Below are 16,225 nucleotides of genomic sequence, written 5' to 3' on the forward strand. Positions count from 1 at the left end.
CATTGTTTAGGGTCGGTGCTGCAGCGAGCGTTTAACTCGCTACGGCGTTGGGTGGTAACGGCAAGGAGTCCTTGTCGGCGTAGGTAAACTGGATCACCTCACCGCCCAGGACTTCCGGTTCCATTCGGCCGCCATCGACATGTTCGCCGTGGTCATAACGGTCGTAACCGCTGTGGCCGGCGTCGGACATGTGCCAGCTGTGCTCAACCTGACAGCTGAACTGTTTTGACAGCTCCCCGATCACCTCGCCTGCCGGCGCGTACCACGGAGAATCAAAGTGCACCGTCAGGACATTGATGCTGTCACGCACGCAGCCGACGTTGTGGCCACAGGGCCATTCAACACCATACTGACGACCGTACAGGTCAACCGTTGCCGGCACATCACGCAGCAGCGCGCCGCCGGCCCCGTTCAGCTCTGTCGCCAGACGCGTGGGGATTAACATCAGCATGTCGCAGGGCACGGTATACTCGGGCATATTCCCGAGCCGCTCCCAACAACTGCCGGCATCAACCTGGCCATCAAGCCCCACCATGCCGAACCAGTCGGCAAATTGGCGCTCAATGACGTCCGCTATTCGCGCCTGGGCAAGTGGCGGGATGTTCTCCCACTTGACTGACGCTATCCCGGACTGGCTGTAGAGCCGCTCAATCTGACGGATGTTTTCAGCCGTCAGCGGCGCATCGGCTTTCAGCAGCCAGAACCACTGCTCAAAAGCCAGGTTCTGTGCCGACGACACGCCAGGATGTGCCAGCAAACCAGGGTAAGGGACATAAACACCTGGTTTTACCGTCGCCGGCTTCAAGATGCCGGCACAGCCTGCCAGGAACATCCTGCAGCTTTGCTGGATGGCATGGCGGTAGTCAGGAACGACATGGCCATTCACCCACTGCTGCAGCTCGTCGACAAACACGGATTGACCGGTAACAACTAAACGGTTTTTGCACCAGTTAGACATGGTAGTTCTCCTCTTCATTCAAGAAAAAAGAGAGACGTCCCCCATCGGGGGAGCATCTCCCCCGTTGGGTTAAGGTGTAAAACAGTGGCGGTCAGCCTGTTGGCTCAACCGCCGTCAGTGGCCGGACAGTTCGCGTAAGACCCGTAACTCATGGGCCAGGCGGATCGCCGGCGACAGCTGCTGATAGTCACTGACATCGATACGTTCGAGGTCATACTTCTCAGCCAGATCGTTAATCGCCTCATACGGCCGAAGACCGGCCTCCTGCAAGGCAATGACGCAAACCTCTTCACAGAAGTCCGTGTCATTCAGTGTCAGTCCGTAATGGCGGCTCAAAAGCGCACCGGCAACGGTCTGCCAGCGGTGTTGTTCCTCGGTCATAGCGCCTCCCCGTCAGGCCGCCTGGGCGGTGTCAATCTTTACCGCTTCTGTCTCTGCCGCCGGCATTAACAGAAACTCGGTCGCCTGACGCGCCTGGCTGCTCGCACGGAACAGCGCACGTTTGTCTTCCTTCATGATTTTCAGCCACCCTTCCAGATAGCTCTCATGCTGGACGTCGCCGGCAACGCCGATCCGGGCACAAAGAAATGCACTGCCCAACTCGGCAACCAGCTCCTCAAACGCATAGACCGGGTCACCCCGCTTACGTGAAGAAGAGGTTATCCCCTCCCGGTTAAGACGTGTTGCATGACCGGTGCTGTGCACCAGCTCATGCAGCAACGTCGACCAGTAGTCCGATTCCGTCTTAAACTGCCGAACTTCCGGCAGCACAATCAGGTCCCGGCTCGGGGTGTAAAACGCCCTGTTCTGGTAAACATGCTCAAGGTGAACACCACAGTCCTCCACCATCGTGCTGACCTGCGCCTGTATTCGCTCATCAACCTGTGGGTCGTCCTCACCCGGAGTGTCTGGCGGCAATGCGCCAACCACGTCATCCGGGAGTCCGTCACACTGGCAGACATTGAACAGGTACAGCGGCTTCAGCATCGGGATACGCTCTTTCAGGGCGTTCCCTTCGTCGTCAAACAGCTGCTGGCCGTCGGCATCCTTCGCATCCTTTTCCCAGGGCTTGAAGACCACGGCAAGCGTCGCCTTCTCGCCGGCACGCACATGACCACCGGCGGCTTCCGCTTGGAGATAGGTCAGCCAACGATTAGCGCTGAAGCCATGGTCACAGGCAGCCAACCACAGCAGCAGCACATTGACGCCGCTGTAAAAGTTACCGGTGGTGCCGTTGAGCGGCATCACCGATCCCTGTGCCATCCGGGAGCGGTCCGTCTGCCAGGGCTTGCACCACGGCAGCGTACCGCGCTCGATGGCGGCGATGATTTTGTCCGTCACCTGTTGATACAGGTCGGGACGTTCAGGCCGTTTTTTCGCTGGCCGTGATGATGATTTCTTTCTCATGGGAGGCTCCTCAGTAATAAGGCGCACTCCTCCCCTGGCGGCGAAGAATACGCCCCAGGGGACAAAGAATGGGTTAACGATTAACGTGCAGGGAAACGGATCGCCCCTTCCGCATTAACCGTGTCAGCCAGGTGATACAGACGTTCGAACATCGAGAGGAATTCCTCCCTGTCGTCCGGCTTCGCCCGTTTAGCGTCGGTATGACTGGCGGTAGCCAGCAGGTCGATGGCGCTGACGCGCCAGCGTTTGTACTCCGCCTTGCCCACGCATGCCCGGTAATGGACATGAGCCAGGCGCTGCATGCGGTTGATGATATGACGGTACTCGGCCACCGGCACCCAGGTGACGGGTGACGCATGCACATGGATCTGGTCGTGCAGCACGTATATCCAGAGCTCAAAGCCGTCTGAAAGTATTCGTTCCATGCTTTCGTCGGTCAGCTGCAGATGCTCACAAAAGTCGTCGCCTCCCACCAACACGCGGGAGGTTTCGTACCAGGCGTCATCCTTTTCCGGATGACAGCCATCGGCATACGCTATGTGCTTCACGCGGCCCGTATCGCCACGTTCGGCCACGGCTGATATCAGGTAAACACCGTCGTCTTTGGCCAACACCAGTTCGCACTGATTGGCCTTAACTTCGGCTACGACCAGGCGCAATGCCTCAGGGTCAAAGTGCAACATGTTAAGTCTCCTTAAAAAGCGGAGACGGCTTCCCCCGGAGGGGAAGCCCCTCCAGGGAAATAAAACGTTATGGCCAGCGAGGTGGTTTTACCACGATGTCCGGAAGTAAAGTTGATCCCGACTAAAGTCGAAACCGGTCAGTACGCTGTTAACGTACGTCTTCAGTGAGTCGACCAGCATCCAGTACACATCGCCGTAGTCGCGGCATTCAGAAGGGAACGCCTCATGGCAGTTCGCTTCATTTAATCGTGACAACAGCATCTGCAGCATCTGGACATCGTTGCGGTCGAACGCTATCAGCTCGCCGCTTTTGACGTCCCCGACACTGTTGGCCACCCAGTGCATCAACGCAGTAAAACCGCGAAAATGACAGGTGTTAACCAGCAGCGGCGGATGATAGTGATTACACGTTTTGTGGTTGTATATTCGCGGCGCCTGCGCACAATCACCGCCATCCTCCAGCCACGCTGGTGAACACGGCACCCAGTCGCCAACGGGTGTCCAGTCGCCGTTTACCGGCAACATTGAATAGTCAGCCTTACGCTGACGGAAAAAGTTGATATCAAGCCCCATGGGTCACTCCTCTCGGCAAAGGACAGGAACTCCCCTGCAGGGAGCCCCTGCCGGGTTAATTACGCGCCTTAATCAGGCGACGCGTTGAGTCAACTTTCTGCGTTGGGATAACACCTCATCCATCCACGTAATCACTTGCCAGTGGTACGGAATCTCGGCATTGCACAAACTGTCTCGATACCGTTCAAGGTGCAAACGGATCGAGCTATCCCCCATCGCTGCGGCGTCAACATCTCCCGGTGCAGAAAGCGCCGGACGCTGCAGATGATGACGCAGCCATATCAGCGGTTGCTCCCAGCCTGACTGGCTGGAGAGCTCCCGCTCAATGCGCACGCATCCAGGACACAGATTGTGTATCAGGATGAGTACCAGGCGGTTAAAGAAATCCGACGCCTCATCCCCGGGGACAATCTCCTGCACGGGCAGGTTATCGGCCGGCCATGACGACAGACGGATACCAGGACCTGCAAATGCGCCGCCGGCAAACAGCTGCCCCGCCGCATCAATACCTGCAGGTCTTGCAGATGCCGGCAGCAACCAGAACATCTCGGTCACCGCCAGGGTAAAATCAATCCACGCGTCCTGGGACGGTGGTGCGTCAAAATACACAGTAGTACTCACGATAAATCCTCCAGAAACAAAAAATGGGGGGATTTATCCCCCGGACGGGAATAAATCCCGTCAGGGTTGTGCTACTTACGTGTTACGCAAATCGCCGTACCTCAATACGCTGTATCGAGCGCAGCAATCACTTCATCAGACTCTCTGTCACGTTTTCCCTCCGCCACCGCGCGCTCCCAGACTGACGCGTTAACTTCCTTCCCTATTTTGTCCAGGACATTCATCACATCCTTTCCGGTTTTGGAAAGTGAGGGTAAGCCGTTCCTCTGCAGAGCAAACAGGAAATACCCAAACGCAAAGCCGGCACTATGAACGGCAACCTCAACGAGCGTCATACCGTTTGCCGGGTCGCGCTCCACGTCAAAACCAAGCCGATGGAACGCTCGCGCGCTCATCAGCTCGCTTTCGAGCAGGCACAGGTAGCGCAGCATATCGAGAGGGGTTTTCAGGTAATCGATAGTGGTATTCATGGATAAATCCTCGCACATGGGGGATTTATCCCCTGGCGGGAATAAATCCCCGACAGGGTTGGGCGTCGACCACGGTATAGCCGTCGCAATGTCATTGTTTTCAAACTCAGAAACCGAGCGCCGCAATGGCTTCATCAGCCTCACCGTTAACCTTGCCGTAGGACAAACTCCACGCCCACGCTTCTTTGTGGGCGTCGTTGCCAAGACTGTCCAGGTTGCTCAAGACTTCCCGGCCAGCATCAGACAACGTCGGCAATCTATCCCTCTGCAGGTAGTAGAGAAAGAACCCGAAAGCCTCACCGACACTGATAACCCTATTCTCCAGGTCGGTCAGTTCACGAGGTTCATCCCGCTACTGATGGAGCCCGAGTCGTCGATAGGCTCTTGCGGTATACAGTTCACCTTCAATAGCGCAAAGGTAGAAAAGCACGTCCCGGGACGTCTTGAGGTCGAAAACATTCGTGCGGAAGTTAATTTGCGTATTCATCGGTAAATCCTCTTATAAGATGGATTTACCCCCTGAACGGGAGTAAATCCCGTCAGGGTTGGGTATTAAACTAACGTTGAAAAGCAGGTTGTAAATCAACAGATTCAAACCCCCGACTTGCGGGTATCATGAGCTGATAGCGAGGCCCTTTGACAGGATGTAACCGATGCCTGAAACAATGGAACAGGCGCTTTCCTGACCAAAATGAGCTGACTTCCTGCGTCTCCATGTACTGCCACACTTCACCAAAATTCTCAGCGACAGTGGGATCCGGCAGTTCACGGTTTGCTGCCTGTTTGGCTAATTCTGCCCACATGTAATGCCATTCATTACTGTCGGCGGTGACAAGTGAAATACCATTCATGGGATAATCCTCTTTCAAATGTTGAAACGGAGGATCTATCCCCAGACGGGTATAAATCCCCGTCAGGGTATAAGTCGCTTTAGAAGCGGTAACGCAGTCTGGCCAGATGCTCGGCCTGCTGACAGGCGAGTCGGTAGGCTTTTCTGCGTTCGGTATGTTTGCAAGGCAGCACAACATGGGTGCTTGCGTAGGTATATTCTCCTTTGTACCAACCTTTGCGCTGCGTCAGTAACGCGCTGACCGAACCATCATCACTGCAGATAACATGCGCGCGAACGGCAAAATTACCTGCTGCATTGACGTACCAGTCAGTAAAACGCGGCGGCGCCATGCGAAAAGGTATTCGCTGGAGAACCGATTTGACACGGTGCAGGGTTGAGAAGAAATCAGGAACAACTGAAGAAGTAAAAACAGACATGGTGTATCTCCTGTAATGGGGAAACACCAGCCCGAGGGGAAGGTATCTCCCCGGGGGATTGGACTGCGGTAATCGCAATCGTCAGTACATCAGTCATGACCTTCATCACCGTTAAGTGATCCCTGTTCTCAAAGGTTAAACAGGGTTACCGCCACTGGGGCTTCCTCTTTCAGGCTACGAGGCTATTTGCAGTCACCCGAAGGCGTTTCTCACAGACCGCTGAAACTTTGGTTGGCACTCACCCGAAGGCACTTCTCACAGAGTGCTGAAGCATTGGCTGGTTGTCCGAAGACAACGAGTAAGCCTGTTTATTTTCAGACCACTTACGTCAGGAGTCAAGAAGCTTTACCAACTATTTTGAGTAATAAAAAGCCGCAGCCCTGAGTGAGCTGCGGCGATAACGTTTTCCAAATTTTAGAACCATCACATCATAAAACTACTGTTCACAACTCAATCGATATTCTCCACATTTAAGTTCATCCACTAAATATTCAGGTTCAATTGGCACCTGGTGAATTCCTCGCACTGGCTCTCCAAACATAAGTACACAACTTCCCGTCAAATAACACTTTCCATCTTTGATGTTGACCTCACACTCAAAATCACCGACCACATCAAAATACTCCGAAATTGATTCATAGGTATCAGTTTCATCAACCGGGCTCACACACTCGAAGTAAGTCAGATACCCCTCATCAATATACTTACCAAGATACCGGGAAAAATAAGGCTTTCCCTTGGTAATATGATTTGCTGACGTAATATTCAATGAAATAGTTTCTTGCATCATTCATCCTCACTCATCTTTTGGCTATAAACACGTTTTATATAATCTCCCCTCCCATCACCGTGCCCCAAATCCATAGACGTTAATGCATAGGTTTCCTTATCACTGAACCCTTGCAATTTGTAATAGGCCTCAGCATCTTGCGCATACGCATAACGTAATGAATGGTTAGATTCCTTACTTACCAAACCTCCGTCACGTCTCATAACATTAATATACCGTGTCATGGCCTGTTTTAATGTTGGCTTGTCAATCAACTTTCCATTGTGCTTCTCTGCATAAGAAATCGCATTATTAATCGCGGAAACTACCTTGTCCCGATCAATAACCCGTGTATCACGAGGCCGCCCTCCTTTTGTTCCGAAAACCACTCGTACTTTATCTTCGCCACGTAAAATAGATTGCTTCCATGTTTTTATTGACTTAGCTGCCTGAACAGCCTCTTCATTACGGAGCCCTAAATAACGGGCCAGTTCCATAACGACAGCTACTCCCTCATCTTTATTTTTCACACTGGCAAGAGCCTCTTGATAGCGTTCATTTGATAATGCCACTTTAGTGCCAGCCCGACTGACACCGGCGATACCTAACGCCTTATTACTGAGGCGAGGGTGATTCGGATCTGCCATTTCCGTCTTTCCGACTAAGCCACATATATTACGAACAGCCGACATTTCGTTTTGCAATGTACGCTCAGACAAACTTTCTTCTCTACGGCTTTGTATATACAACTCGACGTGCCTGACTTTTAGTTGCTGTGCTGTTCGTATTTGAATATTCAAATCAGCGAGTCGTTTGGCCAGTCGCGCAACAATCTTCCCTCGATCAGCAACAGTTTTAAAACCACCACTTCCGCGCCTGGACAAAGTCACCAAATCCTTTATAAGTAATTTTTCATTTCTGGACATCTCTCCCCCTTCGACTACAGCAATACGTTTGAGAGTGCTTTCCCAGAAAGAGTAAAAGCACTCTCACACGCATTACATGACGATCATGAATACATCTCCCCTGACGACACGGTTGATTTGCGCTTCCTGCGACTTAACGGGTATCTGTGCATCAGGGAATGCAAGATGTTGAGGTATTGCGGGGTCTCAAATCAGTGAAAACTGACCGCAGCGAATGCTGTACCTGTTATCAGGTCGCCCCCGGCGCGAACTTTCATTGGCGCCGCCATCGATACCGCGTTAAAAATCTCCTTAATCAAATAGTTAGGCGTAAAGCAAAGATAAAAATCAGTTTTTACGCATGAGTGGAAGGTTCTCCTGTACGTTTTGACAAAATGGACTACGTGTCGGTCCGATTGTCATCCTGTACAGAGAATCCCGTAGGCTCTGGTGCAAACGCGTCAACTTCCGTGCGTCACTTTGTCGTCGTTTCACGCCAACAAAAGTGACGCACGCCCCTCTGCGCCTAATGAGACTCACGTAAGCGGCCAAATGTACCAAATGGCCTTATACGTGCGTTCAAAAGTTGCATCGTCAGCAAAGCGTTTAAAAAGACTTAAAAAATCAAAAAGTTGATACAGAATCGCTTACAAAGCGACCATTCTGCAGAAAGACGTAATGCATACGTAATTGGTGAAAGGAACCGTGCCGGAACAGGCTAGGTTGAGTCGTTAATGAACCTTCATCACTATCGTGATCTCCGTTCTCAAAGGGTAAACGGAGGTACCGCCAATTAGGTATCCTCTTCCAGGCTACGAGGATATTGTGACCACCCGAAGGCGTTTCTCACAGGTCACACGAAACATTGGCTGGCACTCACCCGAAGGCGTCTCTCACAGAGTGCTGAGACATTGGATGGTCGCCCGAAGGCAACGGTCGTACCTAAGTAGACTAGCAAAGATGGCTAAGCTCGGTCAAATGAGGAAAAAAGTTTTGCAGAAAAAGGGCTACGGGAAAACCTCCTGTATCTTCCCATATGTACATCAATGGATATAAAATAAAAAACGAAAATATTTATAAGTTCTAATAAATAAATGGGTAAGGATATTCATGAACTTTTTTAACAAGCCTTTTTATATCATCCCGTTCATAAACATCCCTCTCATTATTAGCATTTTTAGAATCCGGGATCTGTAACCACACTGGAGGGGTTATTTTATCCACATCAAATATGTATAGATTCAATGAGGTTCGCGGACCTTTATTACTGTGATTTGTATGTTCATTACATATGATGCCATCGACACCCATGCTTCGAACAGTCCTCATAAAAAACTCAATCCAATGCCGGACAAAGTTTTGTTGCACCATGTCTTTGAAAGCTTCATCTAAAACGGTTTTATTCGGCAGGCTATTTAGTTTCCTTCCCCACTGAGAAAGTTTCTCATTAACAATGAGATATGGTCGTAAAATCTGGCCCGTAAAGAAAAACCGTTCCCATTCAGATAAACTACTCGACGCAATATGCATAGCACCAAACGGATGACTACTTACTTTCTTCCATAGTTCTTTAGAGAAAAATGAATCCTCCAGCAGGTTTGCAATTTTGGCATCTTCGTTTATTTTTATTTTACAACGACCTTCCCCTGCACCTTTAAGAAGTTCATCATCAATGCTAAATGAAATAAAACTGTGGGGAATAAGCTCCCTCTTATATACTGATGTCGTCTCTGATAAAGACCAATTATCAAAATAGACATTCGTACCATGATACCACTCCTGCATTTCGGATTCCTCATAAATAATTAAAAGTCAATTTCCAGCTTTGATAATTAATGAATCTGACAATGCCAGATTCATTAAAAAAACAAATCTCATTTACTTCCCAAACAACCGCTCATGCACCCACCCTTTATTGGTTAGCACGAACACGCTTGTCACTTTCAGTGGTTCCGATTCAGAATCAACGTCTTTCTTAAGCTGACTATTTAAACTGGTAATTTCAGAAGACTTAGCCCAATCAGGGACACCAGTTACTTTGTAAGAGAAAGAAACCCTGGAAATTTTTTGGCCCATAGCATCAGAAGGTTCGGTGAAATTGCTGACCTCTGAAACAGTTGCTTTCCCAAAACAGAACCCCCCCAGGGTTTCCCCGTTAATTTTTTTCGCCGCATCAGACTTATAAAATTTTTTACCTTCATCGGTCAAGTCATAGCTGTTCACTACCACATCATGTGCTTTACTGCCCCATGATGCTTCATAATGTTTTCGTGAAATTTCTTTTTCTGTCAGAAGGCCTTTTTGGGACATTACATGCAAAATATCAGGTAAATTATTGAAAGCGTAACCGTCCGTTTTTAACGGGAAATTAGCCTTAAAATAACAAGATGGGTATATGCTATCCAAATACTGCTGAGCTGCTGCTTTGAAGTTACCTTCTGACGCATCTTTAGGATCATTACAGCCACTAAGAGCAATCGCTCCAATACAAATCAACGGGGAAATATATTTTAATTTCATATCGTTACTACCTTGTTTCCGATAAGTTCAGTTAAATAGTATTCACTATGGGCCTATCAGGCGCCGCTCGGGTTCTTTATGTTAGTCAAGCAACAATGATCTTTGCTGATAGTTGTGCTTGCTTCAAGTAAACACAGAGGACCATTCGAGTTCAAAACTTACAAAACCCTGACAATCTGTCAAGATCCTTGATTCCAGGCTGATTTGGTCTGTGCCTAGGTTATCGTGTGGGTTCATCTCTTTTGCCCATGATGAACACAGTGCTCACTTTGACCGTAGTCGATGCATAACAGAACGTATAGAGAATAGCTCAGCCGTTTGCCGCTCAAGGAACCAGGCAAATAGCAATTGATTGTTATTTAAGCTAAGATGGGGGTAGGCTATCACTAGGTTAAGGAGTGATGATGAACGATACAACACAGCACCACGCTTATCAGCGTGGGGTTCGCATGGCAAACCTGTGGAAGCGAATTAAAGGTACCATTCTTCACTGGGATAACGTTTGTGTGTCTAAAGCACGTAGCCATAAGCTACCTGGTTGGGTTGGTCGCATTCCTATCGCTATTGCACTTTTAGGTTCCCTTACAGCAGCATTACTAGGAGGACTAGCTATTGCTGGATGTCTACTGTTTATATGGGCAATCGCGTTCATACTTCAACAATTTAACCAACCAACAGCCCCTGAATATGTTGATCCAGTTAATAATGAGTCTTTAACAGAATATAGAGATGGTGACCAAGGTTTCGGCTTATATTGTGGAGCATATCGGATAGATCTGGAGGATGAATAAGAGGACTGAGTTATTCAGCCCTCTGCGGTTTTAATTAAATCACAGTTTTGCTGACCGTTTCAGGGTGTCAACTGCTTGCCCCCCAGTATCTTGAGCTTTCTTTGAACCTGCATTTACAGCATTACCAAGCGCTTGTCCTACACTGATACCAGCCCATGACAGCGCGGCCATCCAGACTGTCGGTAACACGATAAACATTGCACCCATTACCAGATTCATGATCAGATCATCAGAACTGTTCTGAAAACCGGCCACATTCCATCGGCTGTGCGTATCCGAACCGTAAAGAGCTTCCAGAAACCAACTGTCCAGCCAGCGCGCCAGTTCCCACCAGAACGTCAGGAAATTGAGAGCAAATACCACGAACGTCATTGTGATCACTGAAGCATAATTGTATGCCGCGAAGGCCAGGATAAGCGGGATCATGATATACACTGCCATCAGCAGGACGGCCTGCACCATCGGCAGCGCCTGCCGCATCGCATCAAAGGCAGGGAATGCCGCCAGGCTTCCCAGCGCGGTTCCACCGGTTGATGCGACACGGTTAACCGAGTTGTCCATGGTGAAGTCAGCGTTGCCGCCATAGCCGGCATAGGCTCGTCCTCCCTGAGAGACTGTCAGGTTATCCGGACTGACCAGACGACGCACCACTGCTTCTTTGTAGTCCGCGTCTGCCTGTCCCATCATTTTAAGCGCTGCAGACATCCGCAGCATCACGCCCGGATCAACCTGTTTCACCACCCGGGCTTCCAGGCCGGTGTCAGCCGCCGACCACCACTCACTGCAGGTCGGGTAGCCACCTCGTCCAGTGTTAGCCCGGCCACTGTCCCGTGATTCGTTCCATGGGAAGCTGGCGCGCGGCGTTTTCGACTGCAGGTTGTTGTAATACCCGCCGTTCAGGAAGGTTTTTGACCCCAGCCACTCGATATCACGCAGCGTCGCCTTGTCCGTCGTTTGTCCCTGGTCGCGGTTCTGCCAGGTGTACAATGCCAGCGCGTAGCAGTCATTGGTGAAGTCCTGCAGCTCTTTCGCCAGCGCCGGGTTATTGACCCGACTGTGCTGGACTTCAAACCGTACCTGCCGCAGATCCGGCCGACACGGAATGTTAGCTACAGCCACCGCGGTGAACCCCTTCGACAATTTATGCACGACCAGCCACCACACCGGCACCTTCGCCGTCTGACCGTTCATGCTCGACATGATATTCGCATACCCCGTCTCATCCGGTTTCTTCGGTGTCCAGGTGCCGCAGATGCTCGCCCGGCTGCTGTCATACTTGATGGTGTCCAGACTGACATTCATCAGTGGTAGGCAGCAGGCAAGCATCACGAAAAATGCACCATAGAGCAGGTTCTCGATGCGCGGCAGGGACAGCATCCCCTTGTTGCCTTCATCTTCCCCCTCTTCCCGGACCTTCAACCAGATCCCAACAACCTTGAACAGCAGCGGCAGCACGAATAACCCCGAACTGACCAGCAGCTCCCACAGGCCGTTGTTCACGATCCAGCCGAGCAGCGTCAGGAAATACTCCAGATAACTGTTGGTCATCATAGCGTCAGCCCTCCGCCAAAGATGGAATATTCACACGCCAGGGCAAACAGCGCGCAAGCGATGACCATACGTTTGAGGGGCTGACGGTGTTCCGGTTTAACCCCGGGTGCATGCCAGATTTTCCAGAATGCCCAGGCCAGCGCCGCATAAAGCGCCAGACGCCAGAACAGCCAGCCGTAACGGGTGCTATGCACCCAGCTACGCAGCGCTGCGGTTTCACCGGGGTGAGTAACGCCCCAGTGTGCGAGCCCCAACGCCATGACCATGGCGACCACAAGCATGGCAAGCAGCTGCAGGAAACGTTTGACTCCCCGACCAAACCTGCCGCCCCGACGGGGCAGCAGGTCTTTGTTCTCTGATTCAGTCATAGGTATCTCCACACTCACTGGTCTGTTTCCGGCACGGCCAGCTGATTAAACTTGGTATCCGGGCTGTCTGTAGACTGACGCTGCGGGTTGGTTTCGGCGCGGTTGTTCTCGCGATCGATAATCGTCAGCACTGCATTGCGGGAGATTTCACGTTTCATCTCCATCTCGTTTTTCAGCGCCGTGATTTCGCGATCGAGCGCTTCGATGCGGCGGTCGCCTTCTTGCATCGCCACCTTCTGTGCGGCCGCATTCGGTTCGGACATACCGGTGGTGATCATGCGGCGCATCAGGAAGGCCGTCTCGATGGTATCGGCCATCGCCAGCTCGCTGGCGAGACGCCCGACAAGGGCAGCATTGTCCGGGTCACGCTGCAGTGCACGCACAACGCCGGCGGTCACCGCCAGGCTGCCGGATTTGAGCTTGGCCAGGTTCGCAGCCGTCGGTTTTTCAGCGCCATTAACCAGCTTGGCCAGCTGCTCATTGTTGGCCTTGGTGGCCTCTTCCAGCATCGGAGCAAAACCGGTGCCGGCCACGGTGCTACCCGGCTGCTCATCGCCTTCGCCACTGGTGCATTGCGATGCGTCTTTACAGGTGCGTAATGACGTGTCACCCAGCACTTTCACCACCGCAGCGGCGGCCTCCTCGCTGCTGGCATATTTGGCGCAGGCACCACCGGTGCAGCTGCTGCCGGACACGCCGGAGGTACTGGTGACAGGCAGTGCATTCATCATGTTGTAGCCGGCAGCCGCCAGGTCATGGGTCGGCTTGATGGCCGGCTGCCCAGAGCCGCCACGTTTCTGCCCGCCAATCCAGGTCTGCCCGGACTGACCTGTTACCTTTTCCGTCGCATTCATCGAGCGGACGGCATCGCCGCCGCTGCTGTTGACCAGGCTTTTGGCCTCTTCCATCGCAGCCGCCTGGCTCCAGGCACCGGTATCCGCCATGTCCATCATGCGTTTGGAAAGGTTCTGGCAGTTGAGCTGCGCCTTGTCGAAGGCAACACCGCCCTGCAGTACCCCGTTGGTCAGCATTTCATACAGCCCCGGGTTGGCGCGTTGGATGGCCATCGCCGGCAGGCTGGCCACCGCACCGGTGGCGCCCTGGATAACGTCACTCATCAGGTTCTTGAACCCGTCGGTGACACCGTTAAGCTGGTTGCCGATCGTCGTTTTCAGGTCGAAGTTGCCGCACATCAAATCCGAGCTCCAGCCCAGGTTCATGCCCAGCCGCTGCATATTGCCGCGTGTCGCCGGCTGCGAAATCACCGAGCCGCCGCCCAGCGAGTAGAACAGCTTGTCGGACACCGCGCCGCTGGTGCTCTTCCCGTACCCAACATTGCTGTCATTGACCTGCGGCAGCGAAACGCCAAACAGCGTACCGTTGTCGTCATTGTCATCAGCGTGCGCACTCATCGTGCTGGCCAGCGTCAGGCTGCCGGCAATCAGCAGAGACAGCAGGCTGCGCCGTCCCCGTAAAAATGTATGCATCGTGTTATTCATCATTCAGACCTCAGAAATCCGTGCTGTAGAGGAAACGCTGCCCGCGGCGCTGGCAGCAGCTGTAGGGTTGCCACAGGGCAAAGGCGGCGTTGGCATCTGCCGCCGGCGGATGGTCGCCGTCCGGGAAGACCGCGCAGGACTGGCTCAGCTGCGGTGAAAGGCGCTGCCATTTGTGGTTCCGGGTACCGGTATTCTCCTGAACGGAACCCGGTGGCCAGTACCCTTCCGAGCGCTGGCCAATCAATGGCTGGTAGACGTGAGGCTGGCCGGAGCGGGTAATGATGTCGGCCACCCGCTGCGCCACGACGGCGCCGGCCTTGTCGTCATCAACCTGGGTCACGAACCCCGACCGGGGGTAGACGTTACCCCACATGTTGGCGCCGGCCTGGCTGCCAATCTCGCGTTGGTCAGGCACCAGGGCTTCCGGATAGAGGGATTCGGGCATACCGGTACGCCACGCCAGGCTGTCGAGCGTGCTGAGGAAATACGGCACGAGCGGCATGGCGGCACTGCGGCAGGAATACCCGGGGATGCTGCCACCAATGATGGACGTCGCCGGGTGGCCAATCGCATCAGCGTACTTAAAATGCAGGTTGGTCTTGCGCTGACCGGGGGTTTTCAGCTCGTTATTACCGCCGCCGGCGGATACGCCGCTCAGCGCGCCGGTAATACTGCTTTCCAGGCCGCCGGAGGCCTGACTGACCATCGACATCTCACGCCAGGTATTACCGCCCTGACTGTTGTAGGTCGAGACCACCGCTTCGGGGATAAAGTGCGTCACCTTGACTGAGGTCCGCACCGTACAGCCGTGCAGGCCGCAGAACAGCCAGTAACAGATACCGCTGACTCGCCAGCTGATACATGACGGCGATACGGCGCTGGCAACAATCTGCGCGGTGTTGAGCGCGGCGTTGGCTGCCGGCACGCTGGCCACTGACAGCATCATGGCCATGCCGAGGGATTTTAGGTTCAGGCGGAACTGGCCGGGAATCGAGGTATCGGGGAGTTGATGTTGCATATCACTGCCCTCCCTGCGCCTGAGCGCGCAGCGCCACTGCCTGCGCAACATCTGCAGTGCCGTACACCACGTCTGTGTCGTCAAACACCACCGCCGGCACTTTTTTGACGCCCAGCTCCCAGGCGTGCACCACTGCACGGTAAACCGTGGCCAGCTGCTGCTCGTCCGCCTGCCATTGCGGGGATTTCAGTACGGCCTGCGCCTGGCGCTCGGCCTCATCGGGGTTTGACGACAGCTCGCCGAACAGTTGCTTCTGCAGCTGCTCCGGGCCGTCAAGATAAATCACGGATACCGACGCATCGATGTTGGTCGGGGGATGGTGAGAATCGGTATAGAGTACCGTGCCGGCAAGCACCGAAGCCGGCATCAGCAGAGGGAACAACGTCAGCAACGTGCTGATTTTCATGGCGTGCACTCCTGCATGGATAGAATCCACACAGGGTGCTACGACATGGTCAGAAAGGCAGCAAAGAAGTCTTTATTCGATTACAAAAGTTTTTCGATGTTCAGTCCTGAAAATCATCGTTTTCGAGGTAATAGCGGACTGCTTCAAGAAGTTCTACACTCCCAGAAGCGGGACTGTGCTCTAACTTATTGTCAATGATCGCCTTAAAGATCGGCGCTTCAAGGAACGTGCCGTAGTTATCTTCAAAATCCATTTCTTCGTCTTCATTTTCAGCAATATAATAACTACCGTTGACGATATCCTCTTCAGAAGAAAGGTTGAACGATGGCGAGACATACAGCCAACCTACATCAGGCAGGTCATCCTTCATTTTTAGTAATTCACTAAAACCATTAATAACAATCATTTAAACCTCCA

At 52.5% G+C, this 16,225-nt stretch carries 21 protein-coding genes; 1 reads left to right on the forward strand and 20 read right to left on the reverse strand.

Annotated features, from left to right (window positions below):
* Positions 1-31 precede the first annotated feature (31 nt).
* The 14 genes from IM282_RS15560 to IM282_RS15625 form a co-directional block, all read right to left on the reverse strand.
* Positions 32-958, reverse strand: a complete 927-nt coding sequence (locus IM282_RS15560; protein WP_192970570.1) for a DUF1281 domain-containing protein — start codon at positions 956-958, stop codon at positions 32-34.
* A gap of 114 nt (positions 959-1,072) precedes the next feature.
* Positions 1,073-1,339, reverse strand: coding sequence for a TA system toxin CbtA family protein (locus IM282_RS15565; RefSeq protein WP_111736469.1), 267 nt, complete (start codon positions 1,337-1,339; stop codon positions 1,073-1,075).
* A gap of 12 nt (positions 1,340-1,351) precedes the next feature.
* A complete protein-coding gene (locus tag IM282_RS15570; RefSeq protein ID WP_192970571.1) occupies positions 1,352-2,365 on the reverse strand; it encodes an ArdC family protein in 1,014 nt (337 codons plus the stop codon).
* A gap of 80 nt (positions 2,366-2,445) precedes the next feature.
* On the reverse strand, positions 2,446-3,048 hold the full coding sequence (locus IM282_RS15575; RefSeq protein WP_192970572.1) for a DUF3085 domain-containing protein: 603 nt from the start codon (positions 3,046-3,048) through the stop codon (positions 2,446-2,448).
* Positions 3,049-3,135: 87 nt separating this feature from the next.
* A complete protein-coding gene (locus IM282_RS15580) occupies positions 3,136-3,621 on the reverse strand; it encodes a hypothetical protein (RefSeq protein WP_192970573.1) in 486 nt (161 codons plus the stop codon).
* A 72-nt stretch (positions 3,622-3,693) separates the two neighbouring features.
* Positions 3,694-4,242, reverse strand: coding sequence for a hypothetical protein (locus tag IM282_RS15585; protein WP_192970574.1), 549 nt, complete (start codon positions 4,240-4,242; stop codon positions 3,694-3,696).
* Between the two features lie 101 nt (positions 4,243-4,343).
* On the reverse strand, positions 4,344-4,712 hold the full coding sequence (locus IM282_RS15590) for a hypothetical protein (RefSeq protein WP_192970575.1): 369 nt from the start codon (positions 4,710-4,712) through the stop codon (positions 4,344-4,346).
* A gap of 106 nt (positions 4,713-4,818) precedes the next feature.
* Positions 4,819-4,968, reverse strand: a complete 150-nt coding sequence (locus IM282_RS15595; RefSeq protein WP_192970576.1) for a hypothetical protein — start codon at positions 4,966-4,968, stop codon at positions 4,819-4,821.
* A 301-nt stretch (positions 4,969-5,269) separates the two neighbouring features.
* On the reverse strand, positions 5,270-5,563 hold the full coding sequence (locus tag IM282_RS15600) for a hypothetical protein (RefSeq protein ID WP_192970577.1): 294 nt from the start codon (positions 5,561-5,563) through the stop codon (positions 5,270-5,272).
* A gap of 79 nt (positions 5,564-5,642) precedes the next feature.
* Positions 5,643-5,981: a hypothetical protein gene (locus tag IM282_RS15605; RefSeq protein ID WP_192970578.1), complete on the reverse strand. Its 339-nt coding sequence runs from the start codon at positions 5,979-5,981 to the stop codon at positions 5,643-5,645.
* Positions 5,982-6,417: 436 nt separating this feature from the next.
* Positions 6,418-6,771 carry a hypothetical protein gene (locus tag IM282_RS15610; protein WP_226839888.1) on the reverse strand — a complete coding sequence of 118 codons (354 nt, stop codon included), beginning with the start codon at positions 6,769-6,771 and terminating at the stop codon, positions 6,418-6,420.
* Positions 6,768-7,676 carry an integrase domain-containing protein gene (locus IM282_RS15615; RefSeq protein WP_192970579.1) on the reverse strand — a complete coding sequence of 303 codons (909 nt, stop codon included), beginning with the start codon at positions 7,674-7,676 and terminating at the stop codon, positions 6,768-6,770. The genes IM282_RS15610 and IM282_RS15615 overlap by 4 nt, the downstream gene beginning before the upstream one ends.
* 1,062 nt (positions 7,677-8,738) lie before the next feature.
* Positions 8,739-9,440 (reverse strand): hypothetical protein, encoded by a 702-nt coding sequence (locus tag IM282_RS15620; RefSeq protein WP_192970580.1) that lies wholly within the window; start codon positions 9,438-9,440, stop codon positions 8,739-8,741.
* A gap of 93 nt (positions 9,441-9,533) precedes the next feature.
* A complete protein-coding gene (locus tag IM282_RS15625) occupies positions 9,534-10,175 on the reverse strand; it encodes a hypothetical protein (protein WP_192970581.1) in 642 nt (213 codons plus the stop codon).
* 404 nt (positions 10,176-10,579) lie between these two features.
* Here IM282_RS15625 and IM282_RS15630 point away from each other — a divergent pair, with 404 nt between their 5' ends.
* A complete protein-coding gene (locus tag IM282_RS15630) occupies positions 10,580-10,966 on the forward strand; it encodes a hypothetical protein (RefSeq protein ID WP_192970582.1) in 387 nt (128 codons plus the stop codon).
* Positions 10,967-11,005: 39 nt separating this feature from the next.
* On the opposite strand, the gene IM282_RS15635 is transcribed toward IM282_RS15630, so the two are convergent.
* The 6 genes from IM282_RS15635 to IM282_RS15660 form a co-directional block, all read right to left on the reverse strand.
* Positions 11,006-12,517 carry a conjugal transfer protein TraG N-terminal domain-containing protein gene (locus IM282_RS15635; protein ID WP_192970583.1) on the reverse strand — a complete coding sequence of 504 codons (1,512 nt, stop codon included), beginning with the start codon at positions 12,515-12,517 and terminating at the stop codon, positions 11,006-11,008.
* Positions 12,514-12,885: a hypothetical protein gene (locus IM282_RS15640; protein ID WP_192970584.1), complete on the reverse strand. Its 372-nt coding sequence runs from the start codon at positions 12,883-12,885 to the stop codon at positions 12,514-12,516. The genes IM282_RS15635 and IM282_RS15640 overlap by 4 nt, the downstream gene beginning before the upstream one ends.
* A gap of 14 nt (positions 12,886-12,899) precedes the next feature.
* A complete protein-coding gene (locus tag IM282_RS15645; RefSeq protein ID WP_192970624.1) occupies positions 12,900-14,384 on the reverse strand; it encodes an integrating conjugative element protein in 1,485 nt (494 codons plus the stop codon).
* A gap of 10 nt (positions 14,385-14,394) precedes the next feature.
* On the reverse strand, positions 14,395-15,330 hold the full coding sequence (locus IM282_RS15650) for a TIGR03756 family integrating conjugative element protein (protein ID WP_370553800.1): 936 nt from the start codon (positions 15,328-15,330) through the stop codon (positions 14,395-14,397).
* 73 nt (positions 15,331-15,403) lie between these two features.
* Positions 15,404-15,808 carry a TIGR03757 family integrating conjugative element protein gene (locus tag IM282_RS15655; RefSeq protein WP_192970625.1) on the reverse strand — a complete coding sequence of 135 codons (405 nt, stop codon included), beginning with the start codon at positions 15,806-15,808 and terminating at the stop codon, positions 15,404-15,406.
* Between the two features lie 100 nt (positions 15,809-15,908).
* Positions 15,909-16,214 carry a hypothetical protein gene (locus IM282_RS15660; RefSeq protein WP_192970586.1) on the reverse strand — a complete coding sequence of 102 codons (306 nt, stop codon included), beginning with the start codon at positions 16,212-16,214 and terminating at the stop codon, positions 15,909-15,911.
* Positions 16,215-16,225: the final 11 nt, after the last annotated feature.

This window comes from Enterobacter cloacae complex sp. P29RS (genome assembly GCF_014893445.1).
In the GTDB taxonomy this organism is placed as follows: Bacteria; Pseudomonadota; Gammaproteobacteria; order Enterobacterales; family Enterobacteriaceae; genus Enterobacter; species Enterobacter intestinihominis.

Excerpts from the sequence above, each read along its gene's own strand:
- IM282_RS15560 (WP_192970570.1), bottom strand. The coding sequence starts at position 958 with ATGTCTAACTGGTGCAAAAACCGTTTAGTTGTTACCGGTCAATCCGTG.
- IM282_RS15565 (WP_111736469.1), bottom strand. The coding sequence starts at position 1,339 with ATGACCGAGGAACAACACCGCTGGCAGACCGTTGCCGGTGCGCTTTTG.
- IM282_RS15570 (WP_192970571.1), bottom strand. The coding sequence starts at position 2,365 with ATGAGAAAGAAATCATCATCACGGCCAGCGAAAAAACGGCCTGAACGT.
- IM282_RS15575 (WP_192970572.1), bottom strand. The coding sequence starts at position 3,048 with ATGTTGCACTTTGACCCTGAGGCATTGCGCCTGGTCGTAGCCGAAGTT.
- IM282_RS15580 (WP_192970573.1), bottom strand. The coding sequence starts at position 3,621 with ATGGGGCTTGATATCAACTTTTTCCGTCAGCGTAAGGCTGACTATTCA.
- IM282_RS15590 (WP_192970575.1), bottom strand. The coding sequence starts at position 4,712 with ATGAATACCACTATCGATTACCTGAAAACCCCTCTCGATATGCTGCGC.
- IM282_RS15600 (WP_192970577.1), bottom strand. The coding sequence starts at position 5,563 with ATGAATGGTATTTCACTTGTCACCGCCGACAGTAATGAATGGCATTAC.
- IM282_RS15605 (WP_192970578.1), bottom strand. The coding sequence starts at position 5,981 with ATGTCTGTTTTTACTTCTTCAGTTGTTCCTGATTTCTTCTCAACCCTG.
- IM282_RS15610 (WP_226839888.1), bottom strand. The coding sequence starts at position 6,771 with ATGATGCAAGAAACTATTTCATTGAATATTACGTCAGCAAATCATATT.
- IM282_RS15615 (WP_192970579.1), bottom strand. The coding sequence starts at position 7,676 with ATGTCCAGAAATGAAAAATTACTTATAAAGGATTTGGTGACTTTGTCC.
- IM282_RS15620 (WP_192970580.1), bottom strand. The coding sequence starts at position 9,440 with ATGCAGGAGTGGTATCATGGTACGAATGTCTATTTTGATAATTGGTCT.
- IM282_RS15625 (WP_192970581.1), bottom strand. The coding sequence starts at position 10,175 with ATGAAATTAAAATATATTTCCCCGTTGATTTGTATTGGAGCGATTGCT.
- IM282_RS15630 (WP_192970582.1), top strand. The coding sequence starts at position 10,580 with ATGAACGATACAACACAGCACCACGCTTATCAGCGTGGGGTTCGCATG.
- IM282_RS15635 (WP_192970583.1), bottom strand. The coding sequence starts at position 12,517 with ATGATGACCAACAGTTATCTGGAGTATTTCCTGACGCTGCTCGGCTGG.
- IM282_RS15640 (WP_192970584.1), bottom strand. The coding sequence starts at position 12,885 with ATGACTGAATCAGAGAACAAAGACCTGCTGCCCCGTCGGGGCGGCAGG.
- IM282_RS15645 (WP_192970624.1), bottom strand. The coding sequence starts at position 14,384 with ATGAATAACACGATGCATACATTTTTACGGGGACGGCGCAGCCTGCTG.
- IM282_RS15650 (WP_370553800.1), bottom strand. The coding sequence starts at position 15,330 with ATGATGCTGTCAGTGGCCAGCGTGCCGGCAGCCAACGCCGCGCTCAAC.
- IM282_RS15655 (WP_192970625.1), bottom strand. The coding sequence starts at position 15,808 with ATGAAAATCAGCACGTTGCTGACGTTGTTCCCTCTGCTGATGCCGGCT.
- IM282_RS15660 (WP_192970586.1), bottom strand. The coding sequence starts at position 16,214 with ATGATTGTTATTAATGGTTTTAGTGAATTACTAAAAATGAAGGATGAC.